Annotated in this window: 18 protein-coding genes, 1 pseudogene and 1 riboswitch; of the genes and pseudogenes, 11 read left to right on the top strand and 8 right to left on the bottom strand. The window is 55.5% G+C overall.

The window, feature by feature from the left end:
- Window position 1: 1 nt before the first annotated feature.
- Both treY and treZ read right to left on the bottom strand, forming a co-directional pair.
- Window positions 2–2,542 carry a malto-oligosyltrehalose synthase gene (gene treY / locus K7H21_RS14175; RefSeq protein WP_223035146.1) on the bottom strand — a complete coding sequence of 847 codons (2,541 nt, stop codon included), beginning with the start codon at window positions 2,540–2,542 and terminating at the stop codon, window positions 2–4.
- Entirely contained in the window at window positions 2,539–4,326 is a 1,788-nt protein-coding gene (treZ, locus tag K7H21_RS14170; protein ID WP_123829388.1) for a malto-oligosyltrehalose trehalohydrolase, read from the bottom strand. Before treZ ends, treY begins: the two co-directional genes overlap by 4 nt.
- Before the next feature lie 247 nt (window positions 4,327–4,573).
- Between treZ and K7H21_RS14165 the strand changes: the two genes are divergently transcribed.
- A complete protein-coding gene (locus K7H21_RS14165) occupies window positions 4,574–5,458 on the top strand; it encodes an SDR family oxidoreductase (RefSeq protein WP_004120468.1) in 885 nt (294 codons plus the stop codon).
- A gap of 50 nt (window positions 5,459–5,508) precedes the next feature.
- On the opposite strand, the gene K7H21_RS14160 is transcribed toward K7H21_RS14165, so the two are convergent.
- Entirely contained in the window at window positions 5,509–5,739 is a 231-nt protein-coding gene (locus K7H21_RS14160) for a hypothetical protein (RefSeq protein ID WP_049112111.1), read from the bottom strand.
- Window positions 5,740–6,057: 318 nt separating this feature from the next.
- On the opposite strand from K7H21_RS14160, the gene K7H21_RS14155 reads away from it, so the two are divergent.
- The gene (locus tag K7H21_RS14155; protein ID WP_004120471.1) at window positions 6,058–6,219 is read left to right on the top strand and encodes a YqaE/Pmp3 family membrane protein; all 162 of its coding nucleotides are present in this window, start codon (window positions 6,058–6,060) and stop codon (window positions 6,217–6,219) included.
- A 96-nt stretch (window positions 6,220–6,315) separates the two neighbouring features.
- On the top strand, window positions 6,316–6,759 hold the full coding sequence (ivy, locus tag K7H21_RS14150) for an Ivy family C-type lysozyme inhibitor (protein ID WP_004120472.1): 444 nt from the start codon (window positions 6,316–6,318) through the stop codon (window positions 6,757–6,759).
- Window positions 6,760–6,863: 104 nt separating this feature from the next.
- On the opposite strand, the gene nqrE is transcribed toward ivy, so the two are convergent.
- Together nqrE and K7H21_RS14140 are read right to left on the bottom strand one after the other, a co-directional pair.
- Window positions 6,864–7,475: an NADH:ubiquinone reductase (Na(+)-transporting) subunit E gene (gene nqrE / locus K7H21_RS14145; RefSeq protein ID WP_032742122.1), complete on the bottom strand. Its 612-nt coding sequence runs from the start codon at window positions 7,473–7,475 to the stop codon at window positions 6,864–6,866.
- Between the two features lie 120 nt (window positions 7,476–7,595).
- Window positions 7,596–9,134 carry an EAL domain-containing protein gene (locus K7H21_RS14140; protein WP_049112113.1) on the bottom strand — a complete coding sequence of 513 codons (1,539 nt, stop codon included), beginning with the start codon at window positions 9,132–9,134 and terminating at the stop codon, window positions 7,596–7,598.
- A 272-nt stretch (window positions 9,135–9,406) separates the two neighbouring features.
- Between K7H21_RS14140 and K7H21_RS14135 the strand changes: the two genes are divergently transcribed.
- From K7H21_RS14135 to K7H21_RS14120, 4 genes and pseudogenes are all read left to right on the top strand, one after another.
- Window positions 9,407–10,732, top strand: coding sequence for a glycoside hydrolase family 10-like protein (locus K7H21_RS14135; RefSeq protein WP_087829341.1), 1,326 nt, complete (start codon window positions 9,407–9,409; stop codon window positions 10,730–10,732).
- 30 nt (window positions 10,733–10,762) lie between these two features.
- Window positions 10,763–11,215 (top strand): nuclear transport factor 2 family protein, encoded by a 453-nt coding sequence (locus K7H21_RS14130; protein WP_049112116.1) that lies wholly within the window; start codon window positions 10,763–10,765, stop codon window positions 11,213–11,215.
- Between the two features lie 181 nt (window positions 11,216–11,396).
- Window positions 11,397–11,594: an efflux RND transporter permease subunit gene (locus K7H21_RS14125; protein ID WP_032741851.1), complete on the top strand. Its 198-nt coding sequence runs from the start codon at window positions 11,397–11,399 to the stop codon at window positions 11,592–11,594.
- A gap of 11 nt (window positions 11,595–11,605) precedes the next feature.
- A pseudogene (locus K7H21_RS14120) lies at window positions 11,606–12,240 on the top strand (TetR/AcrR family transcriptional regulator).
- A 17-nt stretch (window positions 12,241–12,257) separates the two neighbouring features.
- On the opposite strand, the gene K7H21_RS14115 reads toward K7H21_RS14120, so the two are convergent.
- Together K7H21_RS14115 and K7H21_RS14110 are read right to left on the bottom strand one after the other, a co-directional pair.
- Complete coding sequence (locus K7H21_RS14115) at window positions 12,258–12,818, bottom strand: RNA polymerase sigma factor (protein WP_049114469.1); 561 nt, start codon at window positions 12,816–12,818, stop codon at window positions 12,258–12,260.
- Window positions 12,819–12,823: 5 nt separating this feature from the next.
- Entirely contained in the window at window positions 12,824–13,249 is a 426-nt protein-coding gene (locus tag K7H21_RS14110) for an HMG-box domain-containing protein (protein ID WP_213223323.1), read from the bottom strand.
- Between the two features lie 198 nt (window positions 13,250–13,447).
- Between K7H21_RS14110 and ykgR the strand changes: the two genes are divergently transcribed.
- A complete protein-coding gene (ykgR, locus tag K7H21_RS29235; protein WP_004120489.1) occupies window positions 13,448–13,549 on the top strand; it encodes a small membrane protein YkgR in 102 nt (33 codons plus the stop codon).
- A gap of 38 nt (window positions 13,550–13,587) precedes the next feature.
- Here ykgR and K7H21_RS14105 read toward each other — a convergent pair whose 3' ends face one another.
- On the bottom strand, window positions 13,588–14,727 hold the full coding sequence (locus tag K7H21_RS14105; RefSeq protein ID WP_223035145.1) for an alpha/beta hydrolase: 1,140 nt from the start codon (window positions 14,725–14,727) through the stop codon (window positions 13,588–13,590).
- Window positions 14,728–14,895: 168 nt separating this feature from the next.
- On the opposite strand from K7H21_RS14105, the gene K7H21_RS14100 reads away from it, so the two are divergent.
- The 3 genes from K7H21_RS14100 to K7H21_RS14090 all read left to right on the top strand — a co-directional run bounded on the left by K7H21_RS14100 (window position 14,896) and on the right by K7H21_RS14090 (window position 18,225).
- Entirely contained in the window at window positions 14,896–15,930 is a 1,035-nt protein-coding gene (locus K7H21_RS14100) for a LacI family DNA-binding transcriptional regulator (RefSeq protein ID WP_223035144.1), read from the top strand.
- A 184-nt stretch (window positions 15,931–16,114) separates the two neighbouring features.
- The gene (locus K7H21_RS14095; protein WP_223035143.1) at window positions 16,115–17,038 is read left to right on the top strand and encodes a sugar phosphate isomerase/epimerase family protein; all 924 of its coding nucleotides are present in this window, start codon (window positions 16,115–16,117) and stop codon (window positions 17,036–17,038) included.
- A 14-nt stretch (window positions 17,039–17,052) separates the two neighbouring features.
- Window positions 17,053–18,225, top strand: a complete 1,173-nt coding sequence (locus tag K7H21_RS14090) for a Gfo/Idh/MocA family protein (RefSeq protein ID WP_004120493.1) — start codon at window positions 17,053–17,055, stop codon at window positions 18,223–18,225.
- A 153-nt stretch (window positions 18,226–18,378) separates the two neighbouring features.
- A riboswitch (TPP riboswitch) is annotated at window positions 18,379–18,480 on the top strand.
- Window positions 18,481–18,527: the final 47 nt, after the last annotated feature.

Below are 18,527 nucleotides of genomic sequence, written 5' to 3'. Positions count from 1 at the left end.
GTTATTCTCCCCGTTGCTCATCGCTAATAAGCGTCAACAACCACCCGGAAGTTGACGCCAGATCTAGGGACGTTTCCACCAGGCGGCTCTCGCCGCTTAACACATCGCGAAAACATTTCCCGGCCAGATCGTCTGGTATTGTTACCGCAGTATTGCCCCATAACCTTGCGGAAGATTCCGCCAATCCGTGCGCCGCAACGTCAAACGCCAGGCGAGGAACCACCACGATCAGGGCCTCCTCTCCGCTGATGCGCGCGTAGGCAATAAGATTATCCTCCCTCTCCCCGGAGACTTTTAATGGTACCCAGTCACCATAATGGAAGAGCGCTGAATGCCGCTGTCTCAATCGGAGAAAAGAAACGGTAACGTACTGTTTCAGGCGCCCGTCTCGCCAGGCGGATTCGCGGGTGAACAGATCCGCATTCCGGGTATGAAGGTTTTGCGCAAGGACGGCGAAATCGGGTTCACGTCGGTTATCCGGATCGACAAGGCTGAAGTTCAGCGCCTCGCTCCCCTGATAAATGTCCGGCACGCCGGGCGCGGTCAGTTTTATCACCGTCTGGCTGAGGCTGTTTACCAGTCCGGCACGGATAAAAGGCTGTAAGGCGGTGTGAAAATCGTTGAGAAAACGCGAATTATCCGCAGAAAATAGCTGCTGCGCATAATTAAGCACCACGCTTTCATAGCTTTCATTGCTGTCGATCCAGTCGGTTCTCTGCTTGGCCTCGCGCAGCGCTTTTTCCATAAAAGCGAGAAAACGCGCTTCGAGCGATTTCAGCCCTTCGGCATCGTCCGGCAACAGCGTTGCAGGCCATGCGCCCGCCAGCGCCTGATAGATCATCCACGTATCCGCCGCGTTCGGCGCCGTGCCGTCGTTCAAAAAACGCACCTGGGTTTGATTCATCTGACGCCAGCGCGCTAGGTTTTCCCCCCACAGCTGCGGGGCTTCCGTTAAGGTATAAAGCCGGGCGCGCGCATCTTCCCCGCGTTTCGTATCGTGCGTCGACGTCCCCAGCAGCGCATCGGGCTGGCGGGCAAGACGGATGCGCATCTCCTGATGAAAGCGAGACAAAGAGAAGGCGCGAGGCGTAGGATCGGCCCCAACTTCATTCAGCGCCAGGTCGAGGTTATGGCGAAAGAACAGCGTATCCTCGACCGATTTCGCCATTAACGGCCCGGTGAGCTGCTGAAAACGGGTCCTGAAGTGTGAAGCGATGTCGAGGCAGCTCTCCTGCAGATTGCCGGTCAGGATAGCGATAATAACGTTAAGCGCGTTGGCATCGGGGCGGTTTTCTTCGGCGTTCACCTGGTCAACCACCCGGTTTAACAGCGTAATATCGCCTGCGGTCAGCCCTTCGGCGGTGCCGTAGGTACGATAGACAGGGAAGGCCAGCAGCAGTTCGCGCAGGGCGTGGCGCAGCGCGTCGCTCTCGACCGCCATGCCGTTACGATGCGCCAGTTCGCGAGCCAGGTTCAATAAGGTGGTAAATTCCCCCTCAAAATTGCGATCCGCCATCAGGCCTTTCGCCTCGCGCAGCGCTTTGCGGCGATCCACCGTTCCGCCGAGCGCGTCGTCATGTACCTGCTGCAGCTGGTCGAGGTTATTGTCATCCACCAGTACTTCCGCCAGCGAAGCGATAAACTCATACCCTGTGGTGCCGGACACCGGCCAGTCGGCGGGCAGCTGTTCGCCCTTCGCGAGGATTTTTTCCACCGTAATGTAGCACTCTGGCCCGGTTGCCTGGCGCAGTCGCTGCAGATACCCCAGCGGGTCGGCAAGGCCATCGATATGGTCAATACGCAGACCATCGACGATGCCGGAATGCACCAGTTCAAGGATAAGTCGATGGGTGTCGTCAAATACCGCCGGGTCTTCAACCCTGACGCCAATCAGGCCGGTAATTTCAAAAAAACGCCGCCAGGAGAGCTGCCTGGGCGCTTCCCGCCAGGACATCAGCCGCCAGCTTTGCGCCTCATGCAGCGCCAGAATAGCGTCGCGTTCAGGGGATGTTAGTAGTTGCTCACCTGTCGCCAGGGTTTGAGGATTCAGGGGCCACGCCTGGTCGTAGTAGATGAACGCCGGTTTCCCGGTTTCAGGGTCGCGTTTCAGTGCGAGCACCCCGCTCTCCAGCTCCGCCTCAAAGGTATCTCCCAGAAACGGCAGCGTAACGGGACGCGTCCAGTCAATGTCGAAATAATTCGCCCAGTGGCTGTTCTTGCCCTGCTCGATAACGTCCCGCCACCAGCGATTCTCCAGCGAGGTCGCCATATGGTTAGGCACAATATCCAGGATTAGACCAATTTGCGCATTTCGCAGCGCCTTTACCATCCGGTCAAACCCTTCGCGGCCCCCTATGGCCGGGTCGATCTCGTTAGGATCGGTAATATCATAGCCATGGGTGGAGCCGGTGGTAGCCGTAAATATCGGCGAGGCGTAAAGATGGCTGATACCAAGCCCCTGAAGATAGGGGGCCAGCGCCGCCGCGCGATCGAAAGTCATGCCGTTACGGAACTGAATACGATAAGTCGCAGAAGGGATCATACTGAGGCTTCTCCATGTGCAAAACGGACAACAATACTGTTTGGCATTAATGCCTCCTGCTGTTCCGGCCAGCTAAAAATGACCTCGCCGGGTATTGCCGGCAGCGCAAGCGGCTCCTCGCCGATATTCAGCGCCACAGAGAGCGTCCCGCCGGCAAATTGCCAGCTTACGGCCAGCGCCTGTGGTTCCGTGTGCAGGATCTTGCCCTCGACGGCGCCCCCTGCCGCCAACAGCGGGACGATATAGCGATGGCGCAGCAAGATGAGGTTGCGCGTGAAGCGCAGCCAGGATTTCCCCTCCTCGCTTGCCGCCTTTTGCCAGTCGAGCTTAGAACGGATAAAGGTCCGGGGATCGTTCGGGTCCGGGACGGATTCGTCATGTCCCGCGTGTCCGGCAAACTCTTTCGCCCGCCCTTCCCGTACCGCCTTCGCGAGGGAACCCTGAAAATCGGTAAAGAACAAAAAGGGATTGGTCTCGCCGAACTCCTCGCCCATAAACAGCAAAGGAATATGCGGAGACAGAAGCAACGCGGCAAGCAAAACGCGCGTTTTCCCGGCGCCGGCAAGGGAGATCAACCTTTCCCCCTGCGCACGGTTCCCGGTCTGATCGTGATTCTGAATAAAGTCGACAAAAAACTGCGGCGGTTGCGCTGCGCAGGACACGCCGCGGGGCTTCCCGGTTTGCGCAGAAATCTCACCCTGGTAGACAAATCCCTCGGCCAGCGCCCTTGCGAGCTTACTGGCGGGCTGATGCGCAAAATCCTGATAATAGGCGTGCGTCTCGCCGGTGGCGAAAACGTGGGCGGCGTTATGAAAATCATCATTCCACTCGGCGGTAAATAGCGGTGTTTGGCCGTCCTCATCGCGCGGATGGAGGAAAATGACGTTCCGGCTGTCTTCGGTGGTGAGGTGGATATGGCGGTCGGGGATGGCTTTGCGGATATTTTCGGCGATCTCTATCAGCACATGCCTGGCGGAGCGATCTTCAATCTGATCGATGGCATCAAAGCGCAGCCCATCAAGATGGTACTCGGTAAGCCAGAATAGCGGCGCCTCGGTAATATACTGCCGCACGGCCTCGGTTTCATAGGCGATAGCGTTACCCCAGGGGGTCATCCGGTTCTGATGAAAAAAGCCCGGCGACAGCAAAGAGAGATAGTTGCCCTCCGGACCAAAATGGTTGAGAACGATATCGAGAACCACCGAAAGCCCTAACCCGTGGGCGGCGTCAATAAAGGCGTGAAAATCCCCCGGCGCGCCGTACGCGGCGTGCGGCGCGTAAAGTAATACGCCGTCATAACCCCAGCCGCGGGAACCGCCAAACTGGGCAACGGGCATAATCTCTATCTGGGTGATCCCCAACTCTGCCAGATAAGGCAGCTTATCGATGGCGGCCAGAAAGGTGCCTTCTGGCGTAAAGGTGCCCGGATGGAGTTCATAGATGACGGTTTCTTCCCATGGCCGCCCTTGCCAGCCATCGTTAACCGGCTGAAAAAGCCTGGGGTCGATAACCACCGAGGGACCGTTAACATCATCGCGCTGCGCGCGCGTGGCCGGATCGGGAATACGCCTGCCATCGGCTAAAAGGAACATATATTCATCGCCATGCTTTACGCCGGGGACGTCAATCTGGAACCAGCCCTCACCCGCGGCTTCCATCGGTATATCCCGCGTCTTCAGGCTCAGCATCATTCTCTTTTGACCTTCAGCCCAGAGGCGAAAACGGACAGTGTCAGCGGCAATAAACTCCGCCCCCCAATGCTTGTGAAACGATATGGATTCCATTCAATGTCCTCAGGCGACTTATTCAGATAACGCGGCACGAAATATAAGATTAGACCAGGATGCGCCAAGTGCGCTGGTGGCGTTAAGTCTATTATTTATAAATACCTTGTCTGTAATGCATGTTGACTTAAAAGTCAGGTAAATAATTCCTGGTTTTAAGTCGTTAATTATTCCTGGTTTACGCTTCTTTTATCCCCCGGACGCAATAATTGACTAATCTTAAATTTCATTTATTAAGGAGGCCGGTATGACAACAGGAAATAATTCAACGCTACACTATCCACTTCCGCCGTTTGTCGAGCAGCCGCAGCAACCACCGGGGCTGGCATCTGAAATGAAGCCCCTTCCCGACCACGGCGAAACCAGCTACATCGGTTCCGGGAAGCTTGTGGGGAAAAAAGCGCTGGTTACCGGCGGTGATTCGGGTATTGGCCGGGCAGTGGCTATCGCCTTCGCGCGCGAAGGTGCGGATGTCGCGATCGGCTACCTGCCGGAGGAGGAGTCCGACGCGGCTGCCGTTATCGCGCTGATACAGGCCGAGGGCAGAAAAGCCGTCGCTATTCCCGGCGATATCCGGGTTGAATCATTTTGCGATACCCTGGTCGAAAAAGCGGTCGCGGAGCTTGGCGGGCTGGATATTCTGGTTAACAACGCCGGCAGGCAGCAGTATTGTGAATCTATCGAGGCGTTGAGTACCGCCGCCTTTGACGCGACCTTTAAAACCAACGTTTATGCGCCATTCTGGATAACAAAAGCCGCGCTCCGCCATCTGTCTGAGGGCGCGGCTATCATCAACACCTCTTCCGTCCAGGCGTTTAAACCCAGCGAGATCCTGCTGGATTACGCCCAGACCAAAGCCTGCAACGTTGCGTTTACGAAATCGCTGGCCAAGCAGCTGGGTCCGCGCGGTATCCGCGTTAATGCCGTGGCGCCGGGCCCCTACTGGACGCCTCTGCAGTCAAGCGGCGGCCAGCCGCAGGAGAAGGTTCAGCAGTTTGGCGGGGATACGCCGCTCGGCAGACCGGGACAGCCGGTTGAGATAGCGCCCCTTTACGTACTCCTGGCTTCCGACGCCTGCTCCTACGCTTCTGGTCAGGTCTGGTGCTCTGACGGCGGCACCGGGGTCGCATAAGAGAGATCGTCGCTGTGTCGTGCTCTATTCGCACGCCGCAGCGACAAACGCTAGCAGCGTACAAGGAACTGGATAAGGATGATCAGCAAATACAAACCGCAGACGATTTGCAAAACTCTCCAGCCCCATCTGAAATAACGCCACTGATAACGCTCTCTGGCATTCGCCTGCGCAATGGCGGGCTCCAGGCTCCTCTGTTTCTGCTTACTTTTCAGTATGCTCCAGCCCCACCAGGCAATGACCATGATGACGATAACTTTATACAGGATGATGTTGTCCATGCCGCCGCCATTTCACGATTGGATAAAACTGCCTGCGAGTGTAGCGCACTTCCCGCCTCGTTACCTGCATTCCTTATTGACGTTTAAACATGTTTACTCTGGAGCACTCTTGCTCCGTCAGCACGATTGATGTAAGCGATATTATAGAATAATCTTATATATGTCAGATTGGTGAATTGCGACTTTTCTCTTTATTAAATATGTAGTATCAGGGTGCTGGTAATATTAGCAGTCTTATTATTCAAAAAGTTAAAATTTGCAAAACCAGACGTAACCGCTAAAATAAACATGAGCTAACTCACTAAGCAGGGAGATATTATGGGTTTTTGGCGAATTGTTTTGACGATTATTCTACCCCCACTCGGCGTGCTGTTGGGTAAAGGGTTCGGCTGGGCTTTCATTCTCAATATTATTTTAACTATCCTCGGCTATATTCCAGGGCTTATTCATGCTTTTTGGGTTCAAACCAAAAACACCTAATAAGAAATGTCTTATAGTTTGACTCCCGGCATTCCGGCGCTCGCCGGGCTATCCCCGGACATTAAACGGAATCAGAAAGTTCGCAGGAGCTATTTTATGCTTAAACAATTAACCGCTATCATTTTGCTGGCTGCAGCAACCAACGCCATGGCGCAAGACGATATTACGCTGGACAGTCTGGTCAAAAAGGAACCGGCAGCCTTTAGTCAAATGGTAAAAGGTCACACTCTGCCCGCCTGGATAAGTACGGGCGGTACCGCCTCGCCAGCCAGAACAGTGAAGCTTGGCGCGGAGACTTACCAGGTACTCAGCGTCTGTAAACCGCATGATTGCGCGGCGGAACGCTTCGCAGTGCTATGGTCTGAAAAATCCAGACAGATGACCGGTCTTTTCTCTAGCGTTGATGAAAAAACCGCCCAAGAGAAACTGACCTGGCTTAACGTTAGCGACGATCTTTCCATCGATGGTAAAACGGTGCTCTTTGCCGCCCTGAGCGGCAGTCTGGAAAACCATCCCGACGCATTTAACTTTCAGCAGTAGCCGGTAGCTCAAAACTGACGCCTGTGGCCGGAACGGTAATCCGGTCATACCTATTCTGCCGCTCTGACCCCGGGTCTGGACGGCAGAATAACCTCCCTTTCCGGTTACAATGAGATGCCGGCGAACGACATAAACCCCAGCGACATTAGCCCGGCGGTAATAAATACGCTGCCTAACCCGCGCACCCCCTTCGGCATATTGGCGTATTTCAGCTTTTCGCGAATGCCGGCCAGCGCCACGATCGCCAGCGCCCAGCCAATACCGCACCCGGTACCGTAAGTGAGTGACTCAAAGAAGCTGTATTCACGCTGCACCATAAAAATGGTCGCGCCGAAAATGGCGCAGTGAATGGTTAATAACGGCAGAAACGGGCCTAAAGCATGGTTCAACGCATGAAAGTATTTATCGATGACCATCTCGAGGATCTGCACCAGCGCCGCGAGAACGCCGATAAAAGTGATAAAATCGAGGAAGCTCAGATCGACCCCTTCGATCAGGGCGTTCTCTTTCAGCAGATGATTGTAAATCAGGTTGTTAATCGGCGTCGCTATGGCCAGCAGCGCGGTTACCGTCACGCCGAGACGAAATGCGACATCAATTTTTTTGGAGATAGCGAGAAAAGTACACATACCGAGGAAAAAATTAAGCGCCATATTCTCGACAAAAACCGCGCGGATAAAAATATTGAGATGAGATTCAAACAAGACAACCTCCATGTTGTTGAGTTGTTTCTCAATCATGCCAAACTTTCAGGTGCAAGAGGCAATAAAGACTCGGTTTTGCCGAGTCGATCACCTTTTAATTTCCTGAGTTTTGATAAGGCGGGACAGCCGCCTTTACTCGCCCTCTCTCCGCTGGAGAAACGTGCGCGGAAGCATCTTAATAAATTCATCAACCGGCACCGGTTTTGAAAAGTAGTAGCCCTGGTAGAGAGTAATGCCCATATTTTTAAGCATCTCAAGCTGCTCCTTATCCTCAACGCCCTCAGCAATAATCTGGCAATGAAATTTTTTCGCCAGATTGACCATATTCATCACCACCAGCGCTGAAGCGTTATTGGTCACAATGTTGAAGGTAAATACCTTATCGATTTTGATAATCTCCGGATTAAACTGCTGGATGTAGCTGTAGTTTGCGTGCCCGGTACCAAAATCATCCAGCGAAAACTGCACGCCAATACGCCTGAGTTGGTCCGTCACCGCTGACGTCTGCAGGGTATTTGCAATCGACTCCCGCTCGGTTATTTCCAGGACAAGGCGTACTTTTTCCGCTTTCATCTGCTGGGTAAACGTCTGGCACAGGGTCACAATTTCGTCGTCCTGAAAATTTACCGAGCTGGTGTTAAAGCAGATAAACAGCCCCGCGGGAATGACGGACTGCTGTCGCCGGAGCTGGCGACTCACCTCAGCAAAGCAAATCGCCGTCACTTCTTTGATAAGGCCGGTCTGTTCGGCGACGGAGATAAATTTATCTGGCGCAATAAACCCCTGTTTGGGATGCTCCCAGCGCACCAGCACTTCGCCGCCGACGATCTGACCGGTGTCGTTGCCGATAATCGGCTGAATATAGGGTTTGAGCTGTTTAAGTTCGATAGCCTGCCTGAGCTGATACTCGATCGTATTCCGGTAGCGGAGGTAGTTTCTGAACAAAAATGTCAGCAGCAAGGAGGCCAGAATAATCGCGATAAGGGTGTGTTGTGCATAACGGATAAATGCGCCGGGGCCGGACGCGTAGTGGCGGTCGGCAATAACCGAATAGTGAAACTGCTCTGATTCCATGCGTACGGGAACGAGAATACCCGGGGTTGTCGTCACTTCCCCCTTGTGGGTCATTACCCGGTCGCCAACCTGAAGATACAGATGAGCGTCGCCGTCGAGAACGTTTAAAATGTTGTATAAATAATAGCCATCCACGCCCACCAGAATCGTATTTCCCCGTCCGTCCTGTTCGCTGTAAACCATCAAAGGATGGAGCGGCGTGATTTCACTACCGCTCAGCAGACGTAAAGCGCCATGCGTATATTGTCGGCGATCGAACTGAAATTTTCGTCCGCCATAAACCGAGGTGCAGTATATTTCATTATCCTTACCTAAATTCACCGTGCGCACATCGGGAATAGTGGCTACCAGCGTGCGTAGTTCCGTCAGGACATTCTCATTACAGCTTTTCCCATAGTACGGCTCAGCCATATTAGCGGCCTGCTCCGCATGAGAAACGGTTACATCAAGGCTGGCTATCGCCTGTTGGAGTCGCGCATGAATATCGTTATCCACTTTTTTTTGCATTTGCCAGTAACAAAGCCCTGTACCGAGGCTCAGCACCGCAATTAAAAATAAGAATATCCACAGATGATGGCGTGATAAGGAGTCGTTCATTGTGCTAATCCAGTTTGACTCGCCGCAGCGGGCTGACGGTCAATAGTTTGACCAAATTTTAATAAATCCTGTTTATACTCGCCCTGAACGGATCAAGTTTTAATGCATATCAATGATATATCATGGCAAACCGTTGCGTGACGCGAGAGGCGTTTTATTCGTCTGAAGCTTGCGTGCTTTCGCCGCTGCATCCGTGGCTAAACTATTGACTTAAGGTCAAATAATACGAAAATGACTCTTTTGTGCGCTGACCAGAAAAACTGGCTAATATCATGACGATCCGCTCTCGTAAGTTTCTCCTGGACAAGGTGAAAATATCCGCCGTAGCAATAGCTGCTGCGCTGCTGTTGGCCCACTGCGGCAGCAAACCGCCCGTTTCTCTCGTCACGCCCATGCCGCCCGCGACCAGACAACCGACGTTACCCAAAAGCCATGAGCCGGTACGCGGCGTGTGGCTGACAACCGTTTCGCGCCTCGACTGGCCGCCGCTGGAATCGGTGAATGGCGGCATTACGGGCGACCGACGTATCGCCCTCCAGCAGCAGGCGCTGATTGCCAAGCTGGACAATTTAAAGAGCCTCGGCATTAATACCGTCTTCTTCCAGGTGAAACCGGATGGCACAGCGCTCTGGCCATCGAAGATCCTGCCGTGGTCCGATATGCTGACCGGGAAAATCGGCGAGGATCCGGGCTACGATCCGCTCAAATTCATGCTGGACGAGGCCCATAAGCGCGGGATGCGCGTTCATGCCTGGTTTAACCCCTATCGCGTTTCGGTCAACACCCGGCCGAAAACCGTCACCGAGCTTAACGGCACGCTATCGAAGGTTCCCGCCAGCGTATACGTTCTGCACCCCGAGTGGATACGCACCTCCGGCGATCGCTTCGTGCTCGATCCGGGCATCCCGGAAGTGCGCGACTGGATAACCAGTATCGTGGCGGAAGTCGTGGAGCATTACCCGGTTGACGGCGTCCAGTTCGACGACTATTTCTACACCGAATCGCCGGGATCGGCGCTGAACGACAGCCGGACGTTCCAGCAGTACGGTCAGGGATTTGCCGCGAAGGCGGACTGGCGGCGGCATAATACCCAGCTGCTGATCGAGCAGGTTTCCCGCACCATCAAGCAGCTGAACCCCGAGGTTGAATTCGGCGTCAGCCCGGCAGGCGTCTGGCGCAACCGCTCCCACGATCCGGCCGGTTCCGACACCCGCGGCGCGGCGGCCTACGATGAGTCCTATGCCGATACCCGTCTCTGGGTGCAGCAGGGATGGCTGGACTACATCGCGCCGCAGATTTACTGGCCCTTCGCCCGCGATGCGGCCCGCTACGACGTGCTGGCAAAGTGGTGGGCTGACGTGGTGAAACCCACCCATACCCGCCTCTATATCGGCGTGGCGCTGTACAAGGTGGGCGAACCGTCGAAGAACGAACCCGACTGGATGATTAACGGCGGCGTGCCGGAATTGAAAAAGCAGCTTGATCTGAATGAATCCATGCCGCAAATTCAGGGCACGATTTTGTTCAGAGAGAATTACCTCAATCAGCCGCAAACCCAGCAGGCCGTTAACTACCTGAAAAGCCGTTGGGGAGGTTGATTCCCATACCTGCCTCTACCGGAGAATGTTATGTTGAAAAAATCGATCGTCGCCTTTTCCTTGTTCTGCGCTCTGACGCCCGTCGTTTTTGCGGGAAACAGTGAAAATGAACAGCTGAATAAAAAGAATGTCATTGATTTTTATAATAAAGCGTTAAATGACAAAGATTTTGCCGCCGCCAGACCCTATCTCGGAGACCGCTACATACAGCATAACCCGATGGCGAAAGACGGCGTGGAGGGCTTTCAGCAGTTTATCGCCTTCCTCAAGAACAAATATCCCGACTCCCACAGTGAAATTAAGCAGGCGTTTGTCGATGGCGATCATGTGATCCTGCACGTTGAGGTCACCGGTCGCGAGCCGGGCGTGACGCGGGCGATTATCGATATCTTCCGCGTCGACGAGCAGCATAAAATCGTTGAACACTGGGACGTGACTCAGAACGTTCCGCAAAAAACCGCCAGCGGCAACGGCATGTTTTAAATCCTGAGCAGGCGTTTCCTGCTCATCCCCCCTCGCAACCAGCCTCGATATGAGCCACTTTCTCGTCAGCTCCCTGCAGGAGCCGCTGAGCCGGGTGATCGTTGAATTCGCCCTGGCGCAGTTTCAGCAAGGAAAAAACTGCCCGACGCGGCTCTGAAGCGCGCGCCTGCGCCCCATCGTGATGACCTCACTCGCATTTGTTGTTGGCGTAATCCCTCTGGTACTCTCTACCGGCGCGTGGGCTTCCAGCCAACGAGAGACAGGCGCCGCGGTCATCGGCGGCATACTCACCGGGACGCAGCTGACCTTGTTTTTCGCTCCACTCTTTTTCCTGCTGGTACAGCAAGGAATGATGCGCCTTAAAGGGCGCAAACGGTAAGGACTCAACTGATGGGAAATCAACGCGGGCGGCCGATGAAAGCCCGCCCACGCATTTTACAAACCGCCCGGGCGCTGTTTCTGCAGCACGGGCTTGATGTGTCTCTCGATACCATCGCCGCCGAAGCGGGAACCACGCGACCGACGCTGTACAGCCATTTCCCCGGCGGAAAAGACGCGCTGCTGCTGGAGACGTTCGCCTTTCTCAACGACGCTATGCAGCCGCCCCTGCAACAGCTTCTACAGGACAGCCAGCAGGATCTGCCGGCGCTGCTGCGGGGGTTTGCGAAAGTGGTGCAACAACACTTTTATGCGCCGGAGAATATTCACTTTCAACGCCTGCTTATCCAGGTGCTGGTGCAGAAGCCCGAGCTTTACGTCACGCTCGAACAACGCCCCTCAGGACGCGTATTGCAGGCGCTCAGCGATATCCTCGCTAAGAAACGAGATCAGGGTCAGCTGACCCTCAGCGACCCGCAGCTCCAGGCGACGGCGTTTCTCGGCGCGATTATGGGCTATCCGCTGCGGGAGCCTTAATTGCGCAAAATGCGCTGGCGGCAGAAACGCTGGAGCCTCTCGCCGAGTGCGCGATTAGCGTGTTCCTCACGGCCTGGGGCTATAAGCCATCATCATCCGGCGCCCTGTGAAAGGGGCCGGAATACGCCTAACCGGCCAGGAGCTCATCGTACAGGCTACGCAGGCGGGTGCGAAGGTAGAGAACGGCTTTATGCTTACGCGAGAGCAGCGCCTGTTCGCTGACGCCGGACTCTTCGGCCAGCTCCCGGTAGCTATACCCCTGCAGTTCGGTTTTCTCAAATGCCTCACGCTGGGCGGGCGGCAGCTCCGAAAGCGCCTGGTTTAGCTCCTCCCAGAGCAGCGCTTTCAGATACTCATCCTCCGGCGTTTGCGGCACGCCAAACAGCGTCTCGGCCAGCTCGTCCTCGGGAAAATCGCCCTCTTCCTCCTCGCTGAAGCCGCCCGCCAGCGGCAGCTCGCGTTTTTTCCTCGCCCTGTCGGTCATTTCGTTGCGCGCCGCCCGGAACAACCAGGCGGCGATATTCTCCACCGGTTGCTCGACGCGAATGAGCTGATACGTCACTTCCTGCAGGATATCGTCCGCCTCATCGCGCAGCGGGGTCCGTCCGCGGATAAAAGCCTTCAGCCGCGAACGGCAGGCGTTGAGGGCGGAAACAAGCCGTGACTCCGCCACGATGCCGTTTTTCATTGTGTTCACTCGGGATCCGCGTTTTTAGCCGGACTCTCTTGCTGCGGCCCATGCTCGCCGCGGCGGTCGTGCCAGCCGCAGGGGCCGTGATGCCCGCGGCGGCCGAAGCGCTGAGCAAACTCCTCGCGCTGCTCGGGGCTCATGTTCATCCAGCGTTCGTGCATCCGACGCCGGGCGTGCCCCATGCCAAACATGCCCGGCCGAAAACCGAGGCCGCCGAACAGGATCCGCGACAGCGCCAGAATCCCTAACGCCTGCCAGAAACCGATGCTCTTCACACCTAGAATTGCCGGCAGCAGCGCATTCCACAGCGACATTACCACCAGCCCGAGTACGGCGATTAACGCCACGCCGATAATAAGCGGTTTTGCCATTCTGTGACGGCCAAAGCGCTGATGGTGGTGCTGACCGTGCATATCGAAATCTCTCATCTTCTGTTTTCCTCATAATGCTCGTGAATATTAGCCTGTGCTGAGGTAGACGAATGAGCGGACAAAATATTGCTAACAATATTTAAAAATCGACACGCTTTATTTGTATGACAATTTTTAATGTGTGATCTTCATCACCTTCTATCGCGTGAGGCGGCGATAAGGTTGCACGATGATTCATTGAAAAAAGAGGAACTTATGAACGCAGTAAAAACACTAAAAGCGGACTGGCTGATTATTACGCTCATGATTGTTGTCGCGGTCGTGATGTATGGCTATCTGATCCCCAAATACTGGTAATCGAAGTCCGCCCTATCGCTCAGGGCGGCTTGCCGGCACTATCGCTTATCGTTCAGCGTCTTAATCAGAAACGGCACCGAGTCGCGTAAAGACGGGTTAACCGTACCGCTATGATCCAGGCCTTCGTAAATATGTACCTCCGCCCGGGTTCCCGCGCTTTTTACCGCATCGGCAAAGCGTTTTTGCATCGCCGTCGGCACGTTGATATCCGCGCCGCCAATACCGATAAACACCGGATGATCGATTTTCAGGGTCGGATAAAGCATGCTGCCCACGCTGGCGTTTAACAGGGAATCTATTCCCGGCTTAAGTGAGTTAGCGGCATTAAGACCGGCCTTCATGACCTCATCGTTTAACGGCGTAATGCATAAATTGCTCGCCTCTTTCAGCAGCGGCAGCGCGTTATCCTGGAAATAATCAGCCGGATTAAGCTGCGGGTTGCTGTCGGCGGCAGAAAGATAAATATAGAAAATATAAGGTATTTTCGGGTCGCCACCGGTCGGCGCTTTGCCGCCTGCCGGTGGAAGCACGTCGGCGGCGGTGGTTCCTTTCTCAAAATAAGGCGTACCGGTCAGTACCGTCGCGCGAACGTTCAGTTCCGGCGCATATTCCGTCTGATAGCCCGCGCTGGCGAACGCGGCGTGAGCGCCCTGCGACTGCCCTACCAGAATAAGCTCATTCTTAAGCGGAAACTGCTTCAGGGCGGCGCGAACGCCATCAAGAACGCTCCACGCTTCGCCACGGGCGTTAAGATAATGGTGCAGGCCAGCAGAGCCCAGCCCTGCGTAATCCGGCGCAACCACCGCGTAGCCCAGCGACAGCCAGGTATTCAGATACTGCTTATCGCGATCGCTGCGCGGGTTTAATGACGGCGCGCAGTGGTTCGCCACGCCCACGGTACCGTGAGCCCAGACCACCACCGGCCATCCCCCTTCCGGCGTCGCGCCAAAGGGAATAAATACCGCGGCGGTATCTTCGCGGGCGGTTTTACCGTCAACGCCGCTGCGGGAGGGATAATGCAGGAGGTACTGCTTTGCCGCTTCGCTTAAGCCATTCGCGGCGTTGAGCGGAGAGACAGCGTCGGTGCTGTCGCCAGCGCTAGCCGGTACCGCGCTCATTGAAAGCAGCAGCAGCGCGGAGGTGGCGGCGAGGAATTTTCTCGAGAGTGAATAGGTCATGGCATCCTGTTCCATTGTTAGTGATTCACTTAGTGTAGTCCCCGCCGTCTGAATATCAGCTCAATGAAGCAGACGCTTCGCCATTTTTTTATAAACCCTGAGTGGCTTCGCTTTTTACCCGCGCAAATAATGATAGATTTTTATCAATAACCTCAAAGGAAGAGACCGATGTCAGCGAAAAAAGTGACCATGACCGACATAGCCAGAGACGCCGGAGTGGGTATTGCGACGGTAGACAGAGTGCTCAATAAACGGGCCGCGGTCAAAGAGAGCACCGAACGTAAAGTACTCGAGTCCGCGCGGCGATTAGGTTTCGCGCTTGAGCAATCCCACTATCGGCTGGCTGCCGGCCGGCCGGCGATAGCCCTCAGAATGGGGTTTATCCTGCTGCAGCCATCACACTCGTTTTATCAACAGCTGGCGCAGGCGCTTGAACAGGCGGCTCTCGCGTGGCATAGCCCGACGCAGGCCCCCGTTTTTCTGCATTATGATATTAACGCCATCGACGATATGGCCGCCGCGATCGCCCGCCTGAGCGCTGAAGTGGATGTGATCGGCATTGTGGCACTGGATAATCCGCTTATCCGCCATGCCCTCATTCAGGCGATTGATAAAGGGGTGCACGTCTTCACCCTGCTCTCCGATATGAGCATTCCCCAGCGTACCGGCTATATCGGGCTGGATAACCAGAAAGCAGGCCGCACCGCCGGCTGGGCGGTGGACAGGCTCTGTCACGGCGACGGCAAAATTGGGATTATCGTCGGCGATAATCGGTTTATTTGTCAGGAAAGCTGCGAGATAAGTTTCCGCTCCTACCTGCGCGAACAGGGCAAAGGCGATCGGGTGCTTGAACCCGTGCGCAACCACGAACGCGCCGATGTCGCGCGCCAGGTGACGGAAGATATGCTGCAACAGTACCCCGATCTGAAGGCCATTTACGCGCCCTGCGGCGGCGTGGAAGGTATTGTCGACGCCCTGCGTGCTCGCCAACGCCAACACCAGGTCACCCTGATTTGCCATGGCCCGATAGACAACGGCGAGCTGGCGTTAATCGACGGCACCGTCGATCTTATGCTTGCGCACCGGCTTAGCGACTTCGCTGCGGCCACAATTAACGCCTTTATCCAGGCGGCCAGCCAACCGCAGGCGACGTTTATCAACGCTCTGCAGCCGTTTGACCTCCTCACCAAAGAAAACCTCTGATTGCCGCAGGCGCGGGTATAGTCGCCGCGCCCCGCTTCAGCTCTATATTTGATAAAAAACCATCATTTAAACTATCAAAATAAATCTTGAATCCCATCAAAGAATTTAAGTTTCATCATTGTTGAATATGAAATTTTCATTCAATACTGGTCATATTTTCTCCTCATCAGAAAAGGAAGCCATCATGACCATACATATTGCCAACGCGCCGTGCAGCTGGGGCGTCGATGATCCCAAAAACCCTTACCTGCCGCCATGGTCCAAGGTGCTGGAAGAAGCGGCGACGGCCGGTTATAAAAGCATTGAACTGGGCCCGTGGAGCTATCTGCCGACCCGAGCCGATGAACTCAGCGCCGCGCTGACTAAACAGGGGCTGTCGCTGGTTGCCGGAACGATCTTTGACGATCTGGTTAGCGAAGAGAACTTCGCGAATATTGTCGAACTGACGCATAACCTCTGCCGCAATCTGTCGCAGGTACCAGCCGCGGAAAAGACGCCGGGCAACTCCTTTCAGCCGCCTTATCTGGTCATTATTGATTTCGGCAATCCGCAGCGGGCGAAATATGCCGGACGCGGCGAGCTGGCCCCACGTCTGTCACCCGCCGACTGGCAGCGGATGATCGACCACATTATCACTATCAGCAAACTGGCGTGGCAGGAGTACGGCGTGCGTCCGGTAATCCATCCGCACGCCGGCGGCTGCATCGAGTTTGCCGATGAAATCGACCTGCTGGCGACGCAAATTCCCCATAAGGTGGCCGGTTTGTGTCTCGACACTGGCCACCTCTACTATTCGGGCATGGACCCCATTATCTGGCTGGATCGCCATTTTGACCGTCTTGACTACCTGCACTTTAAAGATGTCGACCCGAAGGTGTTCGCGAGCGTGATTTCCCGCGGCATCGACTTCTTCTCCGCCTGCGCAGAGGGGGTGATGTGCCCGCTCGGCAGCGGCGCCATTAACTATCCGGCGGTGCGCGCCTTTCTCGATAAACGCGGCTATCAGGGCTGGATCACCATTGAGCAAGAGCGCGATCCGCGCAACGTCGAGGGCAGCCTGCAGGCGGTCACGGAAAGCCTGCGCTACCTGCGCTCCGTTGGGTTTTAATCGGGAGAAAACAGATGATTAACGGTATTAAACCTGTTGGCCGCTCCTTACGCTGGGGCATGGTGGGCGGCGGCGGAAGCAGCCAGATTGGCTATATTCACCGCTCCGCGGCGCTGCGCGACGGTTCGTTTACCCTGCTGGCCGGGGCTTTTGATATTGACGCTGAGCGCGGGCGCGAGTTTGGCCAGCAGCTGGGCGTCGAGGCCGGTCGCTGTTACCCCGACTACGAAACGTTGTTTCGCGAAGAAGCGGCGCGGGAAGACGGCATTGAAGCGGTTTCTATCGCCACGCCGAATAACACCCACTATGCCATTTGCCGCGCGGCGCTTGAGGCCGGACTGCATGTGGTCTGCGAAAAACCGCTCTGTTTTACCGGCGAAGAGGCCGATGCGCTGGTGGCCCTGAGCGAAAAACAGCGCAAAATCATCGGCGTCACCTACGGCTACGCCGGGCATCAGCTGATTCTGCAGGCGCGGCAGATGATTGAACAGGGGCTGCTTGGCGAGATCCGCATCATCAATATGCAGTTCGCCCACGGTTTCCATAACCAGCCGGTAGAGCAGGATAACCCCAGCACCCGCTGGCGGGTGGACCCGAAATTTGTTGGTCCCAGCTACGTGCTGGGCGATCTGGCCACCCACCCGCTATTCCTGGCGGAGACGATGGCGCCGAAGCTTAATATCACTCGCCTGATGTGCTCCCGTCAGAGCTTTGTCAAAAGCCGCGCGCCGCTGGAAGATAACGCGCATGTGCTGATGGAGTACGACAACGGCGCCGTAGGGTCGATGTGGTGCTCGGCGGTCAACAGCGGCTCAATGCACGGACAGAAAGTGCGCATCGTCGGGGAGAAAGCCAGCCTGGAGTGGTGGGATGAACAGCCGAACCAGCTGCGCTACGAAATTCAGGGCGAGCCGGTGCGCATCCTCGAACGCGGAATGTCCTATCTTGACCCGCTGGCCCTCCAGGACGACCGGATCGGCGGCGGCCATCCCGAAGGGCTGTTTGAGGCCTGGTCGAATCTGTATCGCCGCTTTGCCATCGCCATGGATGCGACCGACCGCCGCGACGCTGCTTTGCTGGAAAACTTCTGGTATCCGGATGCCAAAGCCGGGGCGCTCGGCGTGCACTGGGTCGAGAAGTGCGTACGTTCAGCAGACAGCGGCGCCAGCTGGGTAGAGTTTCACTGATCCTTTGATAATACGCGCCCGGTAAGGCATCAGCCGCCGCCGGGCTACCACGATGCACAAAAGCCCTTTCACGCGACATTCATCCGTGACAACGTCACCTTTTCTCATAAAATTCACAGCATTGTAATCAAAAAAGGAATGTCGTATAACAGGGGCCAAACCGAGGGGTGTCCCGTGAGGGCTGAGATGGCGTAAGCCGAACCCTTTGAACCTGATCTGGGTCATGCCAGCGAAGGGACGGGTTGGCATTTCCGCCAGTTTTGCGCCACTGCCTGTTCACACTTCATTCAGCACGCCCGGAT

The sequence above is a fragment of the Klebsiella sp. CTHL.F3a genome (genome assembly GCF_019890895.1).
GTDB classification, from domain to species: Bacteria; Pseudomonadota; Gammaproteobacteria; order Enterobacterales; family Enterobacteriaceae; genus Klebsiella; species Klebsiella grimontii.
Note: the sequence above shows the minus strand (reverse complement) of the source record. Positions and strands in the feature narration are given on the sequence as shown.

Coding starts and splice junctions, on each gene's coding strand:
- K7H21_RS14090 (WP_004120493.1), top strand. CDS start 17,053: ATGATTAACGGTATTAAACCTGTTGGCCGCTCCTTACGCTGGGGCATG.
- K7H21_RS14095 (WP_223035143.1), top strand. CDS start 16,115: ATGACCATACATATTGCCAACGCGCCGTGCAGCTGGGGCGTCGATGAT.
- K7H21_RS14100 (WP_223035144.1), top strand. CDS start 14,896: ATGTCAGCGAAAAAAGTGACCATGACCGACATAGCCAGAGACGCCGGA.
- K7H21_RS14125 (WP_032741851.1), top strand. CDS start 11,397: ATGACCTCACTCGCATTTGTTGTTGGCGTAATCCCTCTGGTACTCTCT.
- ivy (WP_004120472.1), top strand. CDS start 6,316: ATGCTTAAACAATTAACCGCTATCATTTTGCTGGCTGCAGCAACCAAC.
- K7H21_RS14160 (WP_049112111.1), bottom strand. CDS start 5,739: ATGGACAACATCATCCTGTATAAAGTTATCGTCATCATGGTCATTGCC.
- K7H21_RS14110 (WP_213223323.1), bottom strand. CDS start 13,249: ATGAGAGATTTCGATATGCACGGTCAGCACCACCATCAGCGCTTTGGC.
- K7H21_RS14155 (WP_004120471.1), top strand. CDS start 6,058: ATGGGTTTTTGGCGAATTGTTTTGACGATTATTCTACCCCCACTCGGC.
- ykgR (WP_004120489.1), top strand. CDS start 13,448: ATGAACGCAGTAAAAACACTAAAAGCGGACTGGCTGATTATTACGCTC.
- K7H21_RS14130 (WP_049112116.1), top strand. CDS start 10,763: ATGTTGAAAAAATCGATCGTCGCCTTTTCCTTGTTCTGCGCTCTGACG.
- nqrE (WP_032742122.1), bottom strand. CDS start 7,475: ATGGAGGTTGTCTTGTTTGAATCTCATCTCAATATTTTTATCCGCGCG.
- K7H21_RS14115 (WP_049114469.1), bottom strand. CDS start 12,818: ATGAAAAACGGCATCGTGGCGGAGTCACGGCTTGTTTCCGCCCTCAAC.
- treZ (WP_123829388.1), bottom strand. CDS start 4,326: ATGGAATCCATATCGTTTCACAAGCATTGGGGGGCGGAGTTTATTGCC.
- treY (WP_223035146.1), bottom strand. CDS start 2,542: ATGATCCCTTCTGCGACTTATCGTATTCAGTTCCGTAACGGCATGACT.
- K7H21_RS14165 (WP_004120468.1), top strand. CDS start 4,574: ATGACAACAGGAAATAATTCAACGCTACACTATCCACTTCCGCCGTTT.
- K7H21_RS14105 (WP_223035145.1), bottom strand. CDS start 14,727: ATGACCTATTCACTCTCGAGAAAATTCCTCGCCGCCACCTCCGCGCTG.
- K7H21_RS14140 (WP_049112113.1), bottom strand. CDS start 9,134: ATGAACGACTCCTTATCACGCCATCATCTGTGGATATTCTTATTTTTA.
- K7H21_RS14135 (WP_087829341.1), top strand. CDS start 9,407: ATGACGATCCGCTCTCGTAAGTTTCTCCTGGACAAGGTGAAAATATCC.